The organism is Streptomyces sp. WAC04114 (genome assembly GCF_019733245.1).
In the GTDB taxonomy this organism is placed as follows: domain Bacteria; phylum Actinomycetota; class Actinomycetes; order Streptomycetales; family Streptomycetaceae; genus Streptomyces; species Streptomyces massasporeus_A.
In genome coordinates this window covers 51322-69033 of sequence record NZ_JAIGQA010000007.1, presented here as the reverse complement: position 1 = coordinate 69033, position 17712 = coordinate 51322, and the positions used below count along the sequence as shown (strand labels likewise).

18 protein-coding genes are annotated in these 17712 nt (G+C 73.0%); 7 read left to right on the top strand and 11 right to left on the bottom strand.

The window, feature by feature from the left end; genetic code table 11:
* Positions 1–139: 139 nt before the first annotated feature.
* On the bottom strand, positions 140–760 hold the full coding sequence (locus tag K4G64_RS04140) for an L-threonylcarbamoyladenylate synthase (protein WP_189593455.1): 621 nt from the start codon (positions 758–760) through the stop codon (positions 140–142).
* Between the two features lie 171 nt (positions 761–931).
* On the opposite strand from K4G64_RS04140, the gene K4G64_RS04135 reads away from it, so the two are divergent.
* Positions 932–2425 carry a helix-turn-helix domain-containing protein gene (locus K4G64_RS04135; protein WP_221754633.1) on the top strand — a complete coding sequence of 498 codons (1494 nt, stop codon included), beginning with the start codon at positions 932–934 and terminating at the stop codon, positions 2423–2425.
* Positions 2426–2655: 230 nt separating this feature from the next.
* Here the strand turns inward: K4G64_RS04135 and K4G64_RS04130 are convergent, their stop codons facing one another.
* Genes K4G64_RS04130 through K4G64_RS04105 form a run of 6 tightly spaced genes read right to left on the bottom strand, consistent with a single transcriptional unit; the run spans position 2656 to position 8178 of the window.
* A complete protein-coding gene (locus K4G64_RS04130) occupies positions 2656–3882 on the bottom strand; it encodes a cytochrome P450 (protein ID WP_221754632.1) in 1227 nt (408 codons plus the stop codon).
* On the bottom strand, positions 3879–5117 hold the full coding sequence (locus K4G64_RS04125) for a cytochrome P450 (RefSeq protein ID WP_221754631.1): 1239 nt from the start codon (positions 5115–5117) through the stop codon (positions 3879–3881). Before K4G64_RS04125 ends, K4G64_RS04130 begins: the two co-directional genes overlap by 4 nt.
* On the bottom strand, positions 5114–5740 hold the full coding sequence (locus K4G64_RS04120; protein ID WP_221754630.1) for an ATP/GTP-binding protein: 627 nt from the start codon (positions 5738–5740) through the stop codon (positions 5114–5116). The genes K4G64_RS04125 and K4G64_RS04120 overlap by 4 nt, the downstream gene beginning before the upstream one ends.
* Complete coding sequence (locus tag K4G64_RS04115) at positions 5712–6074, bottom strand: DUF742 domain-containing protein (RefSeq protein WP_221754629.1); 363 nt, start codon at positions 6072–6074, stop codon at positions 5712–5714. Before K4G64_RS04115 ends, K4G64_RS04120 begins: the two co-directional genes overlap by 29 nt.
* The gene (locus K4G64_RS04110) at positions 6071–6493 is read right to left on the bottom strand and encodes a roadblock/LC7 domain-containing protein (protein WP_142166142.1); all 423 of its coding nucleotides are present in this window, start codon (positions 6491–6493) and stop codon (positions 6071–6073) included. The genes K4G64_RS04115 and K4G64_RS04110 overlap by 4 nt, the downstream gene beginning before the upstream one ends.
* Positions 6490–8178, bottom strand: a complete 1689-nt coding sequence (locus K4G64_RS04105; RefSeq protein WP_221754628.1) for an ATP-binding protein — start codon at positions 8176–8178, stop codon at positions 6490–6492. The genes K4G64_RS04110 and K4G64_RS04105 overlap by 4 nt, the downstream gene beginning before the upstream one ends.
* 329 nt (positions 8179–8507) lie before the next feature.
* Here K4G64_RS04105 and K4G64_RS04100 point away from each other — a divergent pair, with 329 nt between their 5' ends.
* Complete coding sequence (locus K4G64_RS04100; protein ID WP_221754627.1) at positions 8508–8744, top strand: hypothetical protein; 237 nt, start codon at positions 8508–8510, stop codon at positions 8742–8744.
* Between the two features lie 104 nt (positions 8745–8848).
* Here the strand turns inward: K4G64_RS04100 and K4G64_RS04095 are convergent, their stop codons facing one another.
* Entirely contained in the window at positions 8849–9475 is a 627-nt protein-coding gene (locus K4G64_RS04095; RefSeq protein WP_221754626.1) for a hypothetical protein, read from the bottom strand.
* A 95-nt stretch (positions 9476–9570) separates the two neighbouring features.
* On the opposite strand from K4G64_RS04095, the gene K4G64_RS04090 reads away from it, so the two are divergent.
* Both K4G64_RS04090 and K4G64_RS04085 read left to right on the top strand, forming a co-directional pair.
* Positions 9571–10938, top strand: a complete 1368-nt coding sequence (locus K4G64_RS04090) for a hypothetical protein (protein WP_221754625.1) — start codon at positions 9571–9573, stop codon at positions 10936–10938.
* Between the two features lie 286 nt (positions 10939–11224).
* Complete coding sequence (locus K4G64_RS04085; protein WP_221754624.1) at positions 11225–12883, top strand: catalase; 1659 nt, start codon at positions 11225–11227, stop codon at positions 12881–12883.
* Between the two features lie 4 nt (positions 12884–12887).
* Here the strand turns inward: K4G64_RS04085 and K4G64_RS04080 are convergent, their stop codons facing one another.
* The gene (locus tag K4G64_RS04080; protein WP_221754623.1) at positions 12888–13742 is read right to left on the bottom strand and encodes a fructosamine kinase family protein; all 855 of its coding nucleotides are present in this window, start codon (positions 13740–13742) and stop codon (positions 12888–12890) included.
* A 125-nt stretch (positions 13743–13867) separates the two neighbouring features.
* On the opposite strand from K4G64_RS04080, the gene K4G64_RS04075 reads away from it, so the two are divergent.
* On the top strand, positions 13868–14191 hold the full coding sequence (locus K4G64_RS04075; protein WP_221754622.1) for a hypothetical protein: 324 nt from the start codon (positions 13868–13870) through the stop codon (positions 14189–14191).
* 15 nt (positions 14192–14206) lie between these two features.
* Here the strand turns inward: K4G64_RS04075 and K4G64_RS04070 are convergent, their stop codons facing one another.
* Both K4G64_RS04070 and K4G64_RS04065 read right to left on the bottom strand, forming a co-directional pair.
* Entirely contained in the window at positions 14207–14740 is a 534-nt protein-coding gene (locus K4G64_RS04070; protein WP_221754621.1) for a hypothetical protein, read from the bottom strand.
* Complete coding sequence (locus tag K4G64_RS04065) at positions 14737–15369, bottom strand: hypothetical protein (RefSeq protein ID WP_221754620.1); 633 nt, start codon at positions 15367–15369, stop codon at positions 14737–14739. The genes K4G64_RS04070 and K4G64_RS04065 overlap by 4 nt, the downstream gene beginning before the upstream one ends.
* A gap of 506 nt (positions 15370–15875) precedes the next feature.
* On the opposite strand from K4G64_RS04065, the gene K4G64_RS04060 reads away from it, so the two are divergent.
* Together K4G64_RS04060 and K4G64_RS04055 are read left to right on the top strand one after the other, a co-directional pair.
* Complete coding sequence (locus K4G64_RS04060) at positions 15876–16403, top strand: hypothetical protein (protein ID WP_221754619.1); 528 nt, start codon at positions 15876–15878, stop codon at positions 16401–16403.
* Between the two features lie 197 nt (positions 16404–16600).
* Positions 16601–17566, top strand: coding sequence for an NAD-dependent epimerase/dehydratase family protein (locus K4G64_RS04055; protein ID WP_221754618.1), 966 nt, complete (start codon positions 16601–16603; stop codon positions 17564–17566).
* The last annotated feature ends 146 nt before the right edge of the window (positions 17567–17712 follow it).

Sequence of the window (17712 nt, the reverse complement as noted above, 5' to 3'; positions counted from 1 at the left end):
GGGGGCCGGGGGCCAGGAACCCGTCCGCGTGCGTGACCGGGCGGATCATGCTCATCGTGACACGCCCGTTCCGGGGGTATTTCGCCCACCCCCGGCACGTGATTGAACCGTGAACCACCCTTGGCGGCGGCTTTACCGTCTACTCGAACCGTGAGGCGTCTCCGGCGCCGTACCGCACGATCTCGGCCTCCCCGCCGGAGAAGTCGACGACCGTCGTCGGCTCGGTACCGCAGTCACCGGAGTCGACCACCCCGTCCAGCACATGGTCGAGCAGGTCCTTGATCTCCCAGCCCTGCGTCATCGGCTCCTCCTCGCCGGGCAGCAGCAGGGTGCTGGACAGCAGTGGCTCACCGAGTTCCGCGAGCAGGGCCTGGGTGACGACATGGTCGGGGATGCGCACGCCGACCGTCTTCTTCTTCGGGTGCTGCAGCATGCGCGGCACCTCCTTCGTCGCGGGCAGGATGAACGTGTAGCTGCCGGGCGTCGACGCCTTGATCGCGCGGAACACGTCGTTGTCGATCCGCACGAACTGGCCGAGCTGCGCGAAGTCCTGGCACACCAGGGTGAAGTGGTGCCGGTCGTCCAGCTTGCGGATCGTACGGATCCGGTCGATGCCGTCCCGGCTGCCGAGGCGGCAGCCCAGTGCGTAGCACGAGTCCGTGGGGTAGGCGACAAGAGCGTCGGCACGGATGCTGTCGGCGATCTGGCCGATGGTGCGGGGCTGGGGATTGTCGGGGTGCACGTCGTAGTACTTCGCCATCCGCCGAGCTTATGCCGCCGGTGCGGGTCGCCGGCGCAGGAGGGGGCCGGACCCGGGGACGCGGACCCCCGGCCCGCCCCGTGATCGGCCGGGGTGAGAGCCCCCGGGACGTGAGGTAACGTCCCCGACCGGTGCGCCGGAGGCGGTGCGAGAAGCGAGGGGAAGGCCGAGGTGACAGGCCGAGAGGACGACAACCGGCAGCGGGAGACGCGGGCCGGCACGGATCCGGCATGGGCGGAGGAGCTGCTCGAGCACCTGCGCCCGGCAGGGCGCGACGTCCGCAGGGTCGTCGCCTGGCTCGCCGGCACCGTGGGCGCGACCGTGGCCCTGCAGGACGCCGCCGGGAACCTCGTCGCCGGAAACCGGCTCCCCCTGGACGAGGATCTGGTCACGGACATCACCGCCGGCCGGCTCGCCTCCGCCGCCTGGCAGAGCCGGGAACGCCACCTGCGTCTGGTCGGGGTGGAACACCCGTCCCACACCTGCGTGCTGGCCGTCTCCCGGCAGGACCCCTTCGACCGGCGGGCCTCCGAGGTCGTCACGCACACCGCCCAGGTGATCGAGCTGCTGCTGACGGCGGGCGAGTCCACCGCGGCCGGACACCGGCTGCGCCGGGCCACCGCCGACCTGCGCCTGGCGATCCTGCAGCTGCTGATGGTCGAGGACACCATCGCGGCCCGGCGCGTCGCCGCCGGACTCTGGCCCGGCCTGCTCGACGCCGAGACGGCGTGCGTGTACGTCGTCGAGTCCGCTCCCTCCGTACGCGACCGCATCGCCGAGGAGTGCCTGGACAGCACCCGGGAGGACGCCCTGGTCGTGCGCTGCCCCGCCATGGACGGGCACGTGATCGTCGTCAGCCCCCGGGAGGCCACGGGGAACGCCCTGCGGTCCCTGGTGGGACGGCACCCGGACCTCTTCCTCGGCGGCAGCGTCCGGCAGAGCCTCGCCCGGACCGCCACCGCCTACGGTCAGGCCGTCAGCGCCCTGGCCGTCGCTCACTTCCGGCCCGACAAGACGGCCGTCTACGCCGAGCGCACCCACCCCGAGCGCCTCATGGACCCGGTGGCGCTGCGCGGCTGGACGTCCCGGGTGCTGCGCCCGCTCGACACCCTGCCGCACCACACCCGCGCCGAACTCCTCGCCACCAACCGGCTCGGACTGGAGTTCACCGCCGTCAACGCCGCCAAGGTCCTCGGAGTCAGCCGCAACACCGTCCGCGCCCGCATGGAACGCGTCGAGACGCTGCTCGGCACCGACTTCACCGACCTCACGGTCCGGGCCGTTGTCCACCTGGCGCTCAACACCCAGATCGCCCTGACCGACGCCCGGTTCGACGACGGCACCGAGGACCCGGGGCTGCGGCTCGCCGACCTGCTGTCCGGCCCCGGCGTCCGCGCCTGGGCGCAGGACCTGCTGAGCCGGCTGGACTCCGACACCAGGAACCCGCGCCGGACGCTGCGCACCTGGATCGCCGCCGGCGGAAACGCCGAGCGGGCCGCGCAGGCCATGGGTGTGCACGCCCAGACCGTGCGCGAACACGTCCGCAGCGCCGAACCCGTCCTGGAGCGTCAGCTGCTCGCCGGGGGCACCGACCTCTACGAGGTCGTGCTGGCCCACCTTGCCCTGGGTGACCTCGACGTGCCGGATTTCCGGCGTTCCGCGTGAGCGGTTTTGCCTCCCGGGCAACCGGTTGGCCCGGTCGGGGCGGGACGAAACCGGGCCATCCGGACTCAGCTGTGCACGGGTGAGTCCTTTTGAGCGTGTAGCGGGCACCGACACGGTTCACAAGGGCTCGGCCATGGACGTAAGTTCAACTACCGCGGGGGCACGACCGGAACGGGGGACCGGTCGCGCTCCCGCGAGCCGCCCCGCGAGGCGGCTTGCCCCCGGTGGCGTCAGCCCCGCAGCCGCACCGGGATCTCCTGCCAGCCGAACGCGATGAACGACGGCACCTGCCGCAGGCCCCCGTCACCCTCGGCCAGCCGCAGGTCGGGAAACGTGTCGAACAGCGCGGGCAGCGCGGTGAGGGCCTCCAGGCGGGCCAGCGGTGCCCCGATGCAGCGGTGGACGCCGATCCCGAACGACAGATGGTCGTCGGCGGAGCGCGCGGCGTCGAACCTGTCGGCGTCCGGCCCGTAGTGGTCGGGATCGAGTCCGGCGGCGGCGTACGTCGTGATGATGGCGTCGCCCGCCGGGATCGTGACGTCCCCGACGGTTAGGTCGGTGACGGCGAACCGCAGCGGCAGCGACGCGATGGACGGGTGGGCGCGCAGCGTCTCGTCCACGACGGCGTCCCAGCCGATCTCCCCGGCGCGCACGGCCGCCAGCTGCTCAGGATGGCGCAGCAGGGCCACGACCGCGTTGCCGATGAGGTTCACGGTGGTCTCGAACCCGGCGCCGATCACCAGCAGCAGCGTGTACAGCAGCTCCTCGTCGCTCAGCCGGTCGCCGTCCTCGTCGCGGACCCGGATCAGCTCGGTCGTGATGTCGTCCCCGGGGTGCTCGGCCCGGTGGGCGATCAGCGCGGGCAGCACCGTCCCGATCTGACGCTGCACGGACGCCGCGTGCTCCGGGCTCGGGTCGGTGGTGTCCATGATGTCCGCGATGAGCCGGGCGGTGTCCGCCCACAACGTGTCCGGCACGCCCATCAGTTCGCAGATCATCCGCATCGGCAGCGGATGGGCGAGGGCCGCCTTCACGTCCACGACCTCGCCGTCGGCGGCCTCCAGCGCGGCCAGCAGCTCCGACGTGATGGCTTCCACCCGGGGCCGCATCGCCTCGGTGCGACGGTGCGTGAAGCTGGGCGCGACCAGCTTGCGCAGCCGGGTGTGGTCCGGGCCGTACGTGGAGAGCATGTTGACCACGCCGACCCAGCCGAGGATCCAGCCCCAGGAGGGGTGTTCGCCGATCTCGGGCCACAGCCGCCAGTGCAGCCGCGGGTCCCTGCTGACCCGGGGGTCGAGGATGAGCTCCTTCAGCGTGCCGTAGCGCGTGGGCGCCCATGCGGGGATGCCGCCGGGCAGCTCCACGGGCACGATGGGGCCTAGCGCGCGCAGCCGGGCGCTCTCGGCGACGATGTCGGCGCCGAACGGGTCCAGAGCGATGCGGTCGGTGACGGTCACGGTCGTCCTCCAGGCTGGTCGGGGGAGCGGGGGCTGAAACGGACGGGCAGCGCCGTCAGCGAGCGGTGGAACGGGCCGGGCCGCCACGTCAGGCGCTCGCGGGGCAGCACGGGCTCGAGGTCGGGCAGCCACTGGGTGAGCCGTTCGATGGCCTCGGTGGCGATGAGCAGGGTGTGCTGCTTGACCGGACAGGCGTGCGGGCCCGCCGACCAGGACAGGTGCGAGGCGTCGGAGGGGTGGCGGTCCGCGCCGCGCTCCCGCTCGGCGGCCTGGGCGAGCGCCCCGTAGGAGATCACCACCGGCACCGCGGCCCTGATCCACACACCGTGGAAGGTGACGGGCGTACGGGCGTAGTGAATGCCGTAGTTGGCGAGCGGCGTCTCGTGGTGCAGCACCTCCAGCACCGCGTCCGTCACCGGGCGGGCGCCGCTGGTCAGCGTCGAGTAGTAGGCCGGGTTGCCGAGGATCCGGGAGAGCGCGTTGGACACCAGGTTGGCCGTCGGCTCGTGCCCCGCGCCGAGGGTGAGGAACACCTGCCAGGTGACCTCCTCGGGGGTCAGCCCCGCCGGATGGTCCAGCAGCCAGCTCGGCAGGTCGTCGCCCCGCCGCTCGCTCTTGGCGGCGATCAGCTCCAGCACGTACCCGCCGAACTCGGCCTCACCCCGGGCGGCTTGGGCGCCACCCTCGATCAGCTTGCCCAGGGCGGCGTCGAGGCGGTCGCTCGCGCTGTCCGGCAGCCCGAACAGGCTGTTGAACACCAGCGCCATCAGCGGCCGGGTGAACTCGCCCACCAGGTCGGCCTCGCCGCGCGGCCCGATCCGGCTCACCAGCAGGTGCACCGCCCGGTGCACGCGGGCCCGCAGATCGTGCGGTTCCACCAGGTCGAAGGCGTCGATCAGCGAGGTGCGGTAGCGCAGGTGGGCGCCGCCGTCCGCGAACAGGGTGTTGGGCCGCCAGCGCATCATGCCGAGCACCGGCGAGTCGTCGGGGACGGTGGCCTCCCACGGCCGGGGATCGTGCGAGAACGTCTCCGTGTCGTGCAGGAGATCCAGCGCCGCCCGCCGGTCGGTGACGACGTACGCCGGGACGCCGGGGGCGAGTTCAGCCCAGCCGACCGGGCCGTGGGCGCGCAGGGCGGCGTAGTAGGGGTGGGGGTCGCGGGCGAAGCCGTCCTCCCACAGGCGCACGGGCGTCGCGAGGGAGAAGGCCTGCTCGGCGGGGGACGGGTGGGTCACCGGGGCTCCGGGGGGTGGTGGTCGATCAGGTGCTGCACCAGCGCGAGCAGGGCGTCGATCGAGGAGTCCGCCTCCCGCGCGTCGCAGGTCACCATCGGGGTCGTGGGCTCCAGGTCGAGGGCGGCGCGCAACTGCTCGGGCGTGTGGTGGCGGGGCGCGTCCGGGAAGGTGTTGAAGGCGACCGCGTACGGCAGCCCCGACTCCTCCACCAGCCCCAGCACGTCGAACGAGGCGTCGATCCGGCGGGCGTCCACCAGGACGAGCGCGCCGAGCGCCCCGTAGGCGATGTCGTCCCACAGCGACCGGAACCGCTCCTGGCCGGGCGTGCCGAACAGGTACAGCACGACGTCGCCCGGCAGGCTGATCCGGCCGAAGTCGATGGCGACCGTGGTGGTCGACTTGTCCCGCACGCCGGCGAGATCGTCGACCTGCGCGGACGCCTCGGTGAGCTGCTCCTCCGTGTGCAGCGGGCGGATCTCGGAGACCGAGCGGATCAGGGTGGTCTTGCCCACCCCGAACGGCCCCGTGACCAGGATCTTCACCAAGTCCTGGGCGGTGTCGGGAAGGTGGACGTCCGTGGCGCCGGGGAGGTCGTCAACGGTGCTTGAGGTCGCGGAGGCCATCGGCCACTCTCTTCAGCAGGTCGGGGTCGAAGCGCCGGGCGGGCGGGATCGGCGCGCGGGCCAGTACCAGGTCGCGGTCGAGGAGGTCGGCGGCCAGCACGAGCACCGCGGAGACCGGCAGCCGCAGCAGTGCCGCGGCCTCCTGCACCGTCAGCGACCCGTACTCCAGCTCCTCCAGCAGGGCCGCCTGGGCGGCGGGCAGTTCCGCGGGGGCCTGCGCACCGCTGCCGGTGAGGACCGACAGCCGCTCCAGATGGGCACGGCTGGGCCGCGCCACCCCGCCGGTCGACAGGTACGCGGGAACCAGGGGACGGCCGCCTCGGCGGCCTGTCATGCCGGCGTGTCGCCGTCGGCACCTCGGGGCCCGGCGGCCATGGCCTTCTCGCCCAGCCGCGCCACCTGCGAGTGCACCCGGTGGGCGAGCAGGTCCAGGCGCACCTCGGGGTCACCGTAGGCGGCGACGCAGGTGCCGTGGTCCGTCGGCACGATGAGTACATAGCCGTGGTCCGACTCGATGACGACCTGCCGGATGTCGGCACGGTCGGTGTCGGCGAACGCCGCCGCCGCGGTACGGCAGGCACCCTGCACCGTGCTGGTGATCGCCGCGACCCGCTCGGCCGACGGCCGCGACAGCGCGTCGGTGTAGCCGGTGACGAGTCCGTCCCGGGTGAGCAGGACGGCGGCCACGACGTGCGGCACCTCCAGGACCGGTTCGAGCACCCATGCCGTGTCCCCCGCCGCGCGGCTGGTCATCGAGCCGTTCCCCCTTCGTGGTCGTTGCTGTCGGTGTCCTCGGACGCCCCGTCGGCCGTGGTCGCGGCCGGGGCACCCTCGGATACGGCTGAAACGGCTGTGGTGTTCGGCCCGGCGCCGGACCGCGCCGCGGCGGTGCCGGACTGGAGGGCGCCGAGGGCGGCTGCGGACTCCTCGGGGCGGCGGGGGCGGCGCTGTGGTGCCGCTTCGGCCGCGGGCCGGCGAGGTGCCGCGGGTTCGGCCGCGGCGGTGCCTCCGGGGTCCGTGGCGCGGCCGCCGGTGTTCGTGGCGCGGCCGCGGCGACGCCGCTGGGGGAGGCCGGCGCTCTCGCGCGGGCCGTGGTGACCGGCCGCGGAGGTGTCGTCGGCGTCCTGCTCCGAACCGTAGCCGTGGTCGTGCTCGTGGCTCTCGGGGGTGGTGACGGTGGGGAGCGGTTCTGGATTCCCGGGCTCGACGGCCGGCCGGGCGCCGTCGAGCACGGCGGGCGGTGCGGATTCGGGTTCGTGCGGCGGGGCGGCGGGAACGGGCCGGGGCGCGGGGGGTGTCTCGGGCAGGCCGGCGCCCGACCCCTTCGGTGTGCCGGAACCGCTTCCCGAGCCCCGCACCGCCGCCTTCCGGGTCGGACGCGGGGCGCTGGCCGCCGGAGGCAGTTCCTCGGGGTCGATGCGCGTCAGCAGATGGCTGTCGACCCGCAGCACCGCCCGCACCCCGCCGTACGGCGACGGGGACGACACGTCCACGGACAGATCGAACTGCCGGGTCAGCTGACCGATGGCCGCGAGCCCCATCCGCGGCGGGTCACCGAGCTCGGTCAGCAGGATCGGATCCGAACCGGCGACCATCCGCTGGGCCCGGGCCCGCTCGTCCTGCGTCATGCCCAGGCCTGCGTCGTCCACGGTGACACAGACACCGTGGTGGACCGCTTCGAGATTGACCACGACGTCCGTGTCGGGCGCCGAGTGCCGCAGCGCGTTGTCGAGGAGCTCGGCGACGATGATGGCGACCGGCTCGACGGCGTGGGAGACCAGGGCCGTACCGGCGTCCAGATGGTTGCTGACCCGGACGCGCCGGTAGCCCGCGAGCCGGGCCTGGCCGCCCGTGACCGCGTCCACCAGGTGGGACTCCTCCCGGGCGAGTCCCACCCAGGCCCCGCACACCACGGCGGCGATCTGCGCGCGCCGCAGCGACTGCTCGTTCTCGTGGTCCAGCTCGAACAGCGTCTGCGCCAACTCGGGATCGTCGTAGCGCTGTTGCAGCCCGCGCAGGGCGTCCTGCAGCCGGTACAGGGCCGCCTGGATCTCCCGGGTGGCGCCGCGCATCCCGGCCTGCGCCGCCGCGTCGATCCGGGTGCGCTGCGCGGCCAGCTCGGCGTGCAGCCCGGTCAGGACCTGGTCCAGGGCGAAACCCAGGGGCGAACCGGCCAGTTGCGGGTTCAGCGGGCCCGGCACGGTGACGTGGGAATGGGCGGCCTGCCGGGCCGCGGCGGGCAGTCGCCGCGCTGCCAGATGCTCGACCTCGGAAGTGAACGTCCGCGAGGTGCCGTCGAGTTGCGCCCGCAGCGCGGCCGTCTTGGCGCGCTGCGCGGCCAGTTGCCGTCGTGAGCGCAGCAGCCCGCCGCCGAGGGCGAACGCGGACAGTGTGCCGAGGGCGAGGGCGCCGACGGCCAGGTCCGGTACTTCGATCATCGAGTCGATTCCAGGAGGGAGTCGGGCAGGGCTCGGTCCGAGGGGCTCTGGCGAGCCACCCGCAGCACAGTACACACCGTCATCGAGCGATCTCGCACGGTGGAGTGCCACTTCGTTCCGAAAGTGACCGGTGTCTGTGGGCTTCCGGGGCAACTGTCTGAATTGCCGTACAGAAGGCGGGAGTTGGTGGTGCGTGGGGGTCTGACCGGCCGGCCCGGTGTCGTGACAGGGCGGTCACCGCGCGTGACGGGCGCAGTCTGTGTGCCCTGCCGGAGGGCGGGTACTCGTCCGGCGCCTGAACAGGTCCGCTCCGCGAGAAGGAGGCCCGCATGAGCAGTACATCGGAGACCGGCGGTGTGACCGGTACGCAGGACAAGGACTACAACCTCATCTGGTATGTCGAGGCGTGCCTGAACAATGCCCTGCGCCTGGAGAGCTACATCCAGGACGCGGAGCGCGCCAAGGACACCGAGGTCGCGGACCTGTTCCGCAAGGCCCAGGCGGACAGCCGCAAGGGCGCCGAACTGGGCAAGGGGCTGCTGCGCGCACGCCTCGACGGAGGCTGAGGCTCACCGGCCCTGGAAGGCCCGGACCCCGGAAGGGGCCGGGCCTCCCTCTGTCTCAGGGCCGGGCTCAGGGTCGGTCTCTCAGGCCTGTCTCGGAGCCGGTTTCAGAGCCCGTCTCGGAGCCCGAAGACTTCGCCGACCCGCCGGGCGAGTTCGTCCGCCGTCATCGTGCCGTCCACGGTGAGGGCGGGCAGCCCCCGGCGTGCGGTCTCCTCGCGCAGCCGCTGAGTGAACAGGGCATCCCGTACGGCGAGGTTGCGATCGGCCCGCGCGGGATCGCGGGTCCGCCGCGTGAACCCGCCCTCCGGTGTGGCACGGCTCGTGAACGCGAACCGGCGGAATTCCGGGGTGGGAAGCAACCAGACGGCGTGTCCGGGGCCGGGGAGCAGTGGCGCCACCAGGTGCGGCAGCAGGCGGAACCCCTCGACGACGACAGGCGTCCCCGCCGGCATGCGCGCGAGGTCCTCGACGATCAGACCGAAGCCCTCGCCCCGGAACCAGTGGAACGTCTCGAGCATGGTCTCGGGCGACCGGTCGACCCACCGTTCGTCCATGTCCATGGCCATGAACGCGTGCAGGAAGGGCGCCTCATCGGCGGTGGTCCGGCTCGCGTGATCGGGCATCACGTCGTCGGTCGAGTAGAGCCGCCAGCCGTGCCGGTCGGCGAGCCGGCGGGCGACCGTGGACTTGCCCGCGCCGCTCCCGCCGCCGATCCAGTAGACGTGCCGCATGGCTCTCCTCCTCTGTGGTCGCCACCGGCTGTCAGTGCCGGATGCCACGATGCCGTCGGCTCACCATCCCATCCCCGTGCGAGGAGGAGCTGATCGTGCGCAGGCCCGTCGAGGGAGAGGTTCATGTGCACTACGGCCAGATCTACGTCGAGAGCGACCCGGACGAGCACGTGCCGGACCTCGCGGAGGCGTTCGCCGGGCAGAGGGCCGGGCTGTGCGGTGCGGCGACGCCGGGCTTTCTCTGGCTGAACACCGGCCTGCACACCGGCGATGTCGATTTCACGGTCGAGGTGCGTGATCAGGCCCCGCCGCTGGATCCCGAGTGGGAGGACGTGGTGGAGGTGTCCTTCCGCCCTGCCTCGGCGCGGAGCGCGCTCGTGCAGTGGGCTGGGGAGGACTCCTGGGGCCTGGACCTCGAGGAGACCGACCACCGGGTGCGCTACTGCGCCAGGGGCATGGACCTGGCGCGCGAGACGGACACCCGGTCGGCTGACGAGCCGCAACTGGACCGCTACCTCCTGCAGTTCTGGCCCGCCCCGCCCGAGCCGGACCGCGTCCTGAAGGAGACCTCGCGGACCGCCGCCCACTGGCACCGCTACGCCCGGGCTCTGCCACCCCCTCCCACCCCGGCCGAGCGGGCCGAAGCCGCACGCCGGGAGCGGCTCGCGCGGGAGACGGCGGAACGCGAGCAACAACTCGCCCACGAACGCCGGCAGTGGGGCGGACGCCTGCCGAGCGACGCGCTGCGCGCGGTCGGCGGCAATGTCAGCGGGCTGCGCGACTTCGACCCCGCCCTGCTCCACGCCCTCGACGCCGCGGGCCCCGCAACCCAGCGCGCGGTGGCCCGGTTCGCCGCCCGCCGGGCCTGTGAGACGGCCGGACTCACCGCCCTCGACTGGGTCGCCCACGCGCTCACGGCCCTGGCCCAAGACCGCCCGCTGCCTCCACCGTTCGACGACGACGCCCGCATGTGGCGCGCCCTCGCCTCCGACCCGGACGTCCCGGACCGGACCGTCGGCCGGGCCGTTCCGCCCGAAAGGCCGCCCTATGAGTCGGCCGGCTCCGCGCTCATGGCGGGGCCGTTCCAGAGCGGGGCGCCGTTCGTGGTGGGCCCAGCGGCGGCCTTCGAGGAGCCGCAGGTCCCGCCGCCGTCGGACGAGGATCCGCAGAAGTCGCCGCCTTCGGGGGATGAACCGCAGAGCCAGCCGCCGGACTTCGGTACCGCCTCGCTCGTCGTGATGAGCACCATCGGCCGCCCGGATCCGTCCCTCCGCTTCTCTCAGCCGCACATGGCCCTCCCCGCCGTGACCGCCGCCGCCGACCCCGACCCGCTCCGGGCTGCTCTCGACGCCGTCCACGCGGCCGTCGTCACCTACGGCGAGGACCATCCCGCCCTCCTCGCGGAGGTCTGGTCCTTCTGCGAGGAGCGGCCACCCTCACCGGGGCCCCGGGGAAGATGGTGAGGAAGGCCCGGCAGGAGGGTCGCGACCCTGCCCAAGCCGACCCTGCCGGGGGCCGACCAGCGCTTCCCGCGGCAGCAGCCGGGGGCGCAGGCCTCATGTGTGACGGAGCGTAGCGATGGTGCCGATCCCAGTCCGGGGGAGGGGGGACCGCCGTCGGACTAGGTCCGTGGCACGTGAGTGACTTCGTCCGTCCGGGTACCCGGCACGTCCCGCTAAGGACCGGCCGGGCGCCGCTCGAGGCACCGACCCGGCAGGCCGCGGCCATGAGCCGAAGGAGCCCACACATATGACGGACGTATCCGGCACCGGCCCCGCACCGGGCGGCGACCGCGAGATCCTCACCAACCGACAGGGCCATCCGGTCTACGACAACCAGAACCAGCGCACCGTCGGCGCCCGCGGCCCGGCCACGCTGGAGAACTACCAGTTCCTCGAGAAGATCAGCCACTTCGACCGGGAACGCATCCCCGAGCGTGTCGTGCACGCCCGAGGCGTCCTCGCCTACGGCCACTTCGAGGCCTACGGCACCTGGGGTGACGAGCCGATCGGCCGCTACACCCGGGCCAAGCTGTTCCAGGAGCCGGGCAAGCGTACGGATGTCGCCGTCCGCTTCTCCACCGTGATCGGCGGCCGCGACTCCTCGGAGGCCGCCCGCGACCCGCGTGGTTTCGCCGTGAAGTTCTACACCGAGGACGGCAACTGGGACCTGGTCGGCAACAACCTGGGTGTCTTCTTCATCCGCGACGCCATCAAGTTCCCGGACGTCATCCACGCCCTCAAGCCGGACCCGGTGACCTTCGAACAGCAGCCGGGCCGCATCTTCGACTTCATGTCGCAGACCCCCGAGGCCATGCACATGCTGGTCAACCTGTTCAGCCCGCGCGGCATCCCGGCCGACTACCGCCACATGCAGGGCTTCGGCGTCAACACGTACAAGTGGGTGAACGCCGAGGGCCAGACCAAACTGGTCAAGTATCACTGGATGCCCAAGCAGGGCGTGCGCAGCATGACCGAGGAGGACGCGGCCAACGTCCAGGCCGACACCCTCGGCCACGCCACCAAGGACCTGTACGAGGCCGTCGCCCGCGGTGACCACCCGGAGTGGGAGCTGCTCGTCCAGATGATGGACGACCACGACCACCCCGAACTCGACTTCGACCCGCTGGACGACACCAAGACCTGGCCCGAGCAGGACTTCCCGCCGCGGCCGGTGGGCCGGATGGTGCTCGACCGGATGCCGAAGGACTTCTTCGCCGAGAACGAGCAGATCTCCTTCGGTACCGGCGTCCTCGTCGACGGCCTGGACTTCTCCGACGACAAGATGCTCGTCGGCCGGACGTTCTCCTACAGCGACACCCAGCGCTACCGGGTCGGCCCGAACTACCTTCAGCTCCCCGTCAACCAGGCCAAGAACGCGAAGGTGCACACCAACCAGCGCGACGGCCAGATGGCCTACCACGTGGACGGCGGAGGCGAGAACCCACAGGTCAACTACGAGCCGTCCATCACCGGTGGCCTGCGCGAGGCCCGCTACCCGACCCATGACGAGCAGGGCCCCGAGATCCACGGCCGGCTGACCCGCAAGCGCATCCCCCGCACCAACGACTACCTCCAGGCCGGTCAGCGCTATCAGCTGCTGGAGGACTGGGAGCGCGACGACCTGGTGAAGAACTTCATCGGTCAACTGTCCGCGTGCGACCGGGCGATCCAGGAACGCATGGTCTGGCACTTCCTCCTGGTCGACAACGACCTCGGACTGCGGGTCGGGGAAGGGCTGGGCATCGGACCGGAGGACGTGACCTCGCTGGAGCCGCTGGCGAGCCAGGACCTCACGGACGAGGACCGCGAACGCCTGGCCGACCTGGGCAGGAACAAGCCGCGCGACGTCGAGGGCCTCACCATGACCCACTGCGTCCCCGACACACGGCACGTCGTGACCCGCTGACCGCTCACCCCGCCAGAGCCGTACGGGCCACCGCGAGGGCCCGCTCCGCGTAACCGCGGCCGAACAGCACGGCGTGCACCAGCAGCGGAAACAGCTGGTGCACGCCGACGCGTTCCGTCCAGCCACCGGCGAGCGGCATCTCCTCCTGGTAGCCGTCCAGCACCTGCTCCAGATGCGGACAGCCGAAGAGGCGCAGCATCGCCAGATCGGTCTCGCGATGCCCGCCGTGCGCGGCCGGGTCGATCAACCACACCTGCCCGTCGGCCGCCCACAGCACATTGCCGCTCCACAGATCGCCGTGCAGCCGCGCGGGCGGCTCGGCGGGTCCCGCCAGCTCCGGCAGTCGCTCGCACACCTGCTCCACGACGATCGCTTCGCCGGCCCGGACGCTGCCCTGGTCGACGGCACACCGCAGATAGGGCAGTACGCGCTGCTCGGCGTACCAGTGCGGCCAGTCGGCAGCGGGCTCGTTGCGCATCGGCGCGAGCCCGATGAACGCGTCCGCCGGCCCGTCCGGCGGCGGCGCGCCGAACGCGGGAGCCCCGGCGGCGTGCAGCGCGGCGAGGTCCCGGCCGAACCGCACCGCCGCCTTCGCACCGGGCCGCCCCTGCGGAACCCGGTCGATGACGAGCCAGCCCTCCTCGTGGCCGTGCACCGCCGGGACCCGCACGCTGCCCGCGGCGGCCAGCCAGCGCAGCCCTGCCGCCTCGGCCCGCGCCGCCCCCGGCTCGTCGGACCGCTTGACGACCACGACCCGGCCGTCGTCGAGGGTGACTTCGGCGAGAGCCCCCGACAGCGGCCTCTCATCCCTGACGGCCCGGCCGGTGTGCCGGGCCACGACCTCCGCAGGGGCGGCCATACGTACTCCCTTGTCCCCGAGGGCTGTTTCGAGTTCCGGACATTCGCCACCCGCCGGTCACGCGGGGCGGTGAAATCCCGCCGCCGGCCGACAGAACCGGCCATCGCCGGGGAAGCAGTGGGCTCATGACGAGTTCACCGTTCCAGCGCACCATCGCCCTGCCCGCCCCCGTCTGCGAACAGGCCGCACAGCATCTGGAGCAGGCCGCGCACCGGGCCATCGACGGCGTCGCGATCCCCCTGAAGGCGTTCCGCACCGCCGCCGACAACGACTTCATCCTGCCCGTCTCGGTCGTCGAGCAGGCGGCGGCCTGTCTGCTGGTCCTCGCCACCGAGACCGCCCAGTCCGTCCCTCCGTCCGCCCTGCGCGCCACCATCAGCGTCGCGCTGCGGTTGCGCGACGCCGTGCAACTGGACCATCAGCCCGCGCTCAGCAGCAGGTTCTGGTGAGCCGGCGCCCGTCTCTCAGGCCCTGCGGAAGGCGACCTCGACCTGCTTGTGGCGCAGCCCCTCCAGCGTGGCGTGCTGCCGCCGGGCGCGTTCGATGAGGTCGTCGAGCTGCCTGGGGTCGAGACGTGTGTCCGTGGCGGCCAGATCGCGGAGCGTGTCCCAGCCCGCCAGCTTGCCCTCCACCCCCAGCGCCAGCGCCTCCAGCTCCCACAGCGTGCTCAGCGGGGACCGCCGTACCAGGTTGCCGTTGCTCTTCAGCCGCCCCACCTGCTCGGCGGCGCGGCCCGCGTAGACCTTGTAGCGGCGCACCGGGATGTCCAGGCGCCGCATGATGCGCAGCAGGCTCGTCCGGTCCTCGGCGATCTCGGTGGCGACCGGGGCCAGTGCATCGGAGAGCGAGGTGCCGCCGCACGACCGCACCAGATAGTGCACCCGCGCGGTCCCGGCGGTGGCGCCGGCGAGATGGTCGTTGAGGTAGATGCCCAGCAGGGACATGTCGGTGGCCGGGGCACGCCGCGCGTCCGGGGCATCCGCTCGCTGTTCCGTCATGACGCAGCTCCTGTCGTACTCCGGTCCTGCCCCACGGTCACCGTCGTGGTGATCCGTACGAGGCAGGGACGGCGGGGTGCCGAGCCGGAACCGAAGCGCACCGGGGGCTCGACCGGGGCGAGGGCGCCGAGGTCGCCGCCCTGGTAGGTGACGGTGGCCGAGGTGACCGGGTGCAGGTCCCGGGCGCCGTACCACTGGTGCCGTCCGGTCCGGGCACCGGCGTGGGTGTGCGCTCCCAGCAGCAGCCGGGCGGGCCGGTCCCACAGCGCGATCCAGCCCGGGCGGGTGGCGAGCGCGCCCGGGACCGCCCGCAGCGCGAGGCCCGGCAGGCCCCGGCGGCCGGTTCCGAACCGCAGGTGGAGCGGCGGGGCCGTGACGGTCCAGTGGCGGTGGCCGGCGACCCGTACCTCGACCGGTACGACCCGCACTTCGTCGAAGACATAGGTTCCGGCGACGAAGTCGGCTGTTTCGTTCGTGGGTGCCAGCAGCAGCCGGCGTCCGTCGGCCTCCTCGACCATCACGTCGCTGAACGGCCCGAACGGCGAACGCGGCCAGTGGCCGAGCACCACGCGGGCGCCGGACGCCGTTCCGATCCCGGCGATCCAGCCGTCGAAACGCAGCGCCCGCACCGGCGAGCCGCTGTCTGCACGCGGGGCCGGACCTGCGGATTCGGGTCGGTGAGAGAACACGCGGGCCGGGTGCCCGGCGCCCTTGCGGCGAAACGGAGACCGATGCCGCGCGCGGCGTCTCGGGGCGGGGTGCCGGTCCTCCTGGGCGGCGGACGCGGGTCGGTCCGGGTGCCCGTGCTCGCTCGACGTCCGCTCGGTGGGGGAGTGGCTGTCCCGTGGAGCTTCGTCGGGCGAGGACGAGTGGCGCCGCTTCTTCCTGCCGCTCCGTCCGGGTGCCTGTGCTCGTTCGACGGGGAGGGGCCTCCCTCGGTGAACGGCGTACGGGTCGAGCGGCCCCGCGTCCCCGGCTCGGCGCCGCCGAACGGGCCGAGGTGCTCCGGGCCCGCGCCGTCGGCGATGTGGTCGAGGCCACGTCCCGGACGAGGTCCCGATCACGTCCGGGCACGGGAAACGGCGGTTACCGTCTACGACCAGATCCCCGCCCCTTTCCCTCGGACGGCCCGGCAGTGCAAGCAGATCTCTCCCCTGTCATCGCGGCGACCGCCCAGTGGCTGACCCGCGCCTTCCCCGCCTCCGGCGGTGCGCTGGCCTCCGTCCTGTGCGAGGTCCAGGCCCGGCAGGCCGTGACGGTCGCGGCCTGGCTGCGGTACCCGACGGAGATGGACGCCGCCCTGCTCGGCGTGGCGGGCCCCGGCGGTTCCGGGAGGCTCGACTGGGTCACCGGCGCCGACACGGCCCTCGGAGACGACGAGGACGCACACGCCTGGCGCACCTGGGTGGACGAGGTCGTGGCCAGCTGGGCGGCCTGCCTGCTCACCGACCCGGACTTGGCGGCCCGGGCCGTGGCCGCCCTCGCCGACGGCAGTCACAGCACCGGCACACGGGCCGAGTTCCGCCGGCTCGTCGACCCCGACGACAGCGACCGGAACGCCGCCGCCCTGCTGCGCCACCCCGACCTGGTCGCCCCCGTCGCCGGTCTGCACCAGGGCCCGCTCCTCGACCGGCTGAACCCGGGCCGCACCCTGATCGCCTGACACCCACCGCGCGGCGCACCTCTCCCTGCCGCGCCTGTCACCTCACCCTCGGTGACTCACCGGTTTGCCGTACGCGACCGTGCCGTGCCCGCACGGCGGGCGGAGGCTGAGCGTGGCTCGACGGTCCTCCGGCCCGTGTTCGCCGGCCCGGGGCGCGACCGTCGTGCCGTGCCGCCGCCGACGGAGGAGAGACCGACATGACCACCGCCCTCTCGCGGAACTGGGAGCACGCCGTCGTCACCGGCGGGGCCGGGTTCGTCGGCTCCCATCTGTGCGCCGCCCTGCTGGGCGCGGGCGCGGCCGTCACCTGTGTGGACGACTTCAGCAGCGGCCGGCCCGAGAACATCTCGCCGCTCCTCGAACAGCCCGGCTTCACGCTCGTCCAGGCCGACGTCGCCGAGGGCCTGCGGATCAAGCGGCCGCCGGACCTCGTCCTGCACTTCGCCTCGCCCGAGTCCCCGGCGGACTACCTGCGCCTGCCGCTGCACACCCTGGATACCGGCAGCACCGGAACCCGCAATGCCCTGGACCTCGCGCACTCCTCCGGCGCCCGCTTCGTCCTCGCCTCGACCTCCGGGGTCTACGGCGACCCGCGGCAGAACCCCCAGGACGAGCGCTACCGCGGCAACGTCGACCCGGTCGGCCCGCGCAGCGTCCACGACGAGGCCAAGCGCTTCGGCGAGGCGCTGACCACCGCCCACGCCGACGCCCGGGGCACCGACACCTGCGTTGTGCGGCTGTTCACCACCTACGGCCCCCGGATGCGCGGCCACGACGGGCGCGTCGTGCCGACCTTCGTCCGGCAGGCCCTCGCCGGTGAGCCGCTCACCGTGACCGGCGACGGCCGCCAGACGCGGTCGCTGTGCTACGTCGACGACGCCGTGCGCGGCATCCTGGCCGCCGCCGCCCACGGCATGCGCGGCCCCGTCAACATCGGCAGTCCGACCGAGACCACCATGCTCGACCTGGCCCGCCTGGTCGTCGAACTCGCCGAGTCCTCCTCGGAGATCCGCCACATCGACCGGCCGGTGGACGACCCGGCCGTGTCCTGCCCGGACATCACCCTGGCCCGCGACAAGCTCGGCTGGGACCCGCAGGTCCGTGCCGAGGAGGGGCTGCGGCGGACGATCGCCTGGTTCCGCGAGGCCGGTACCGAGGACTGACCGACCGGACACCCCACCTCGCGGAGTCGTGGTGTCTCCCGACAGCCGAAAGGCACGCCTGCCCATGCGCGTCCCCCGAACCAGCGCCCTCTCCCACGACCCCGCCGCCGCCGTGGTGACCGACGGGCCCTCCGTCGCCGCCCGGC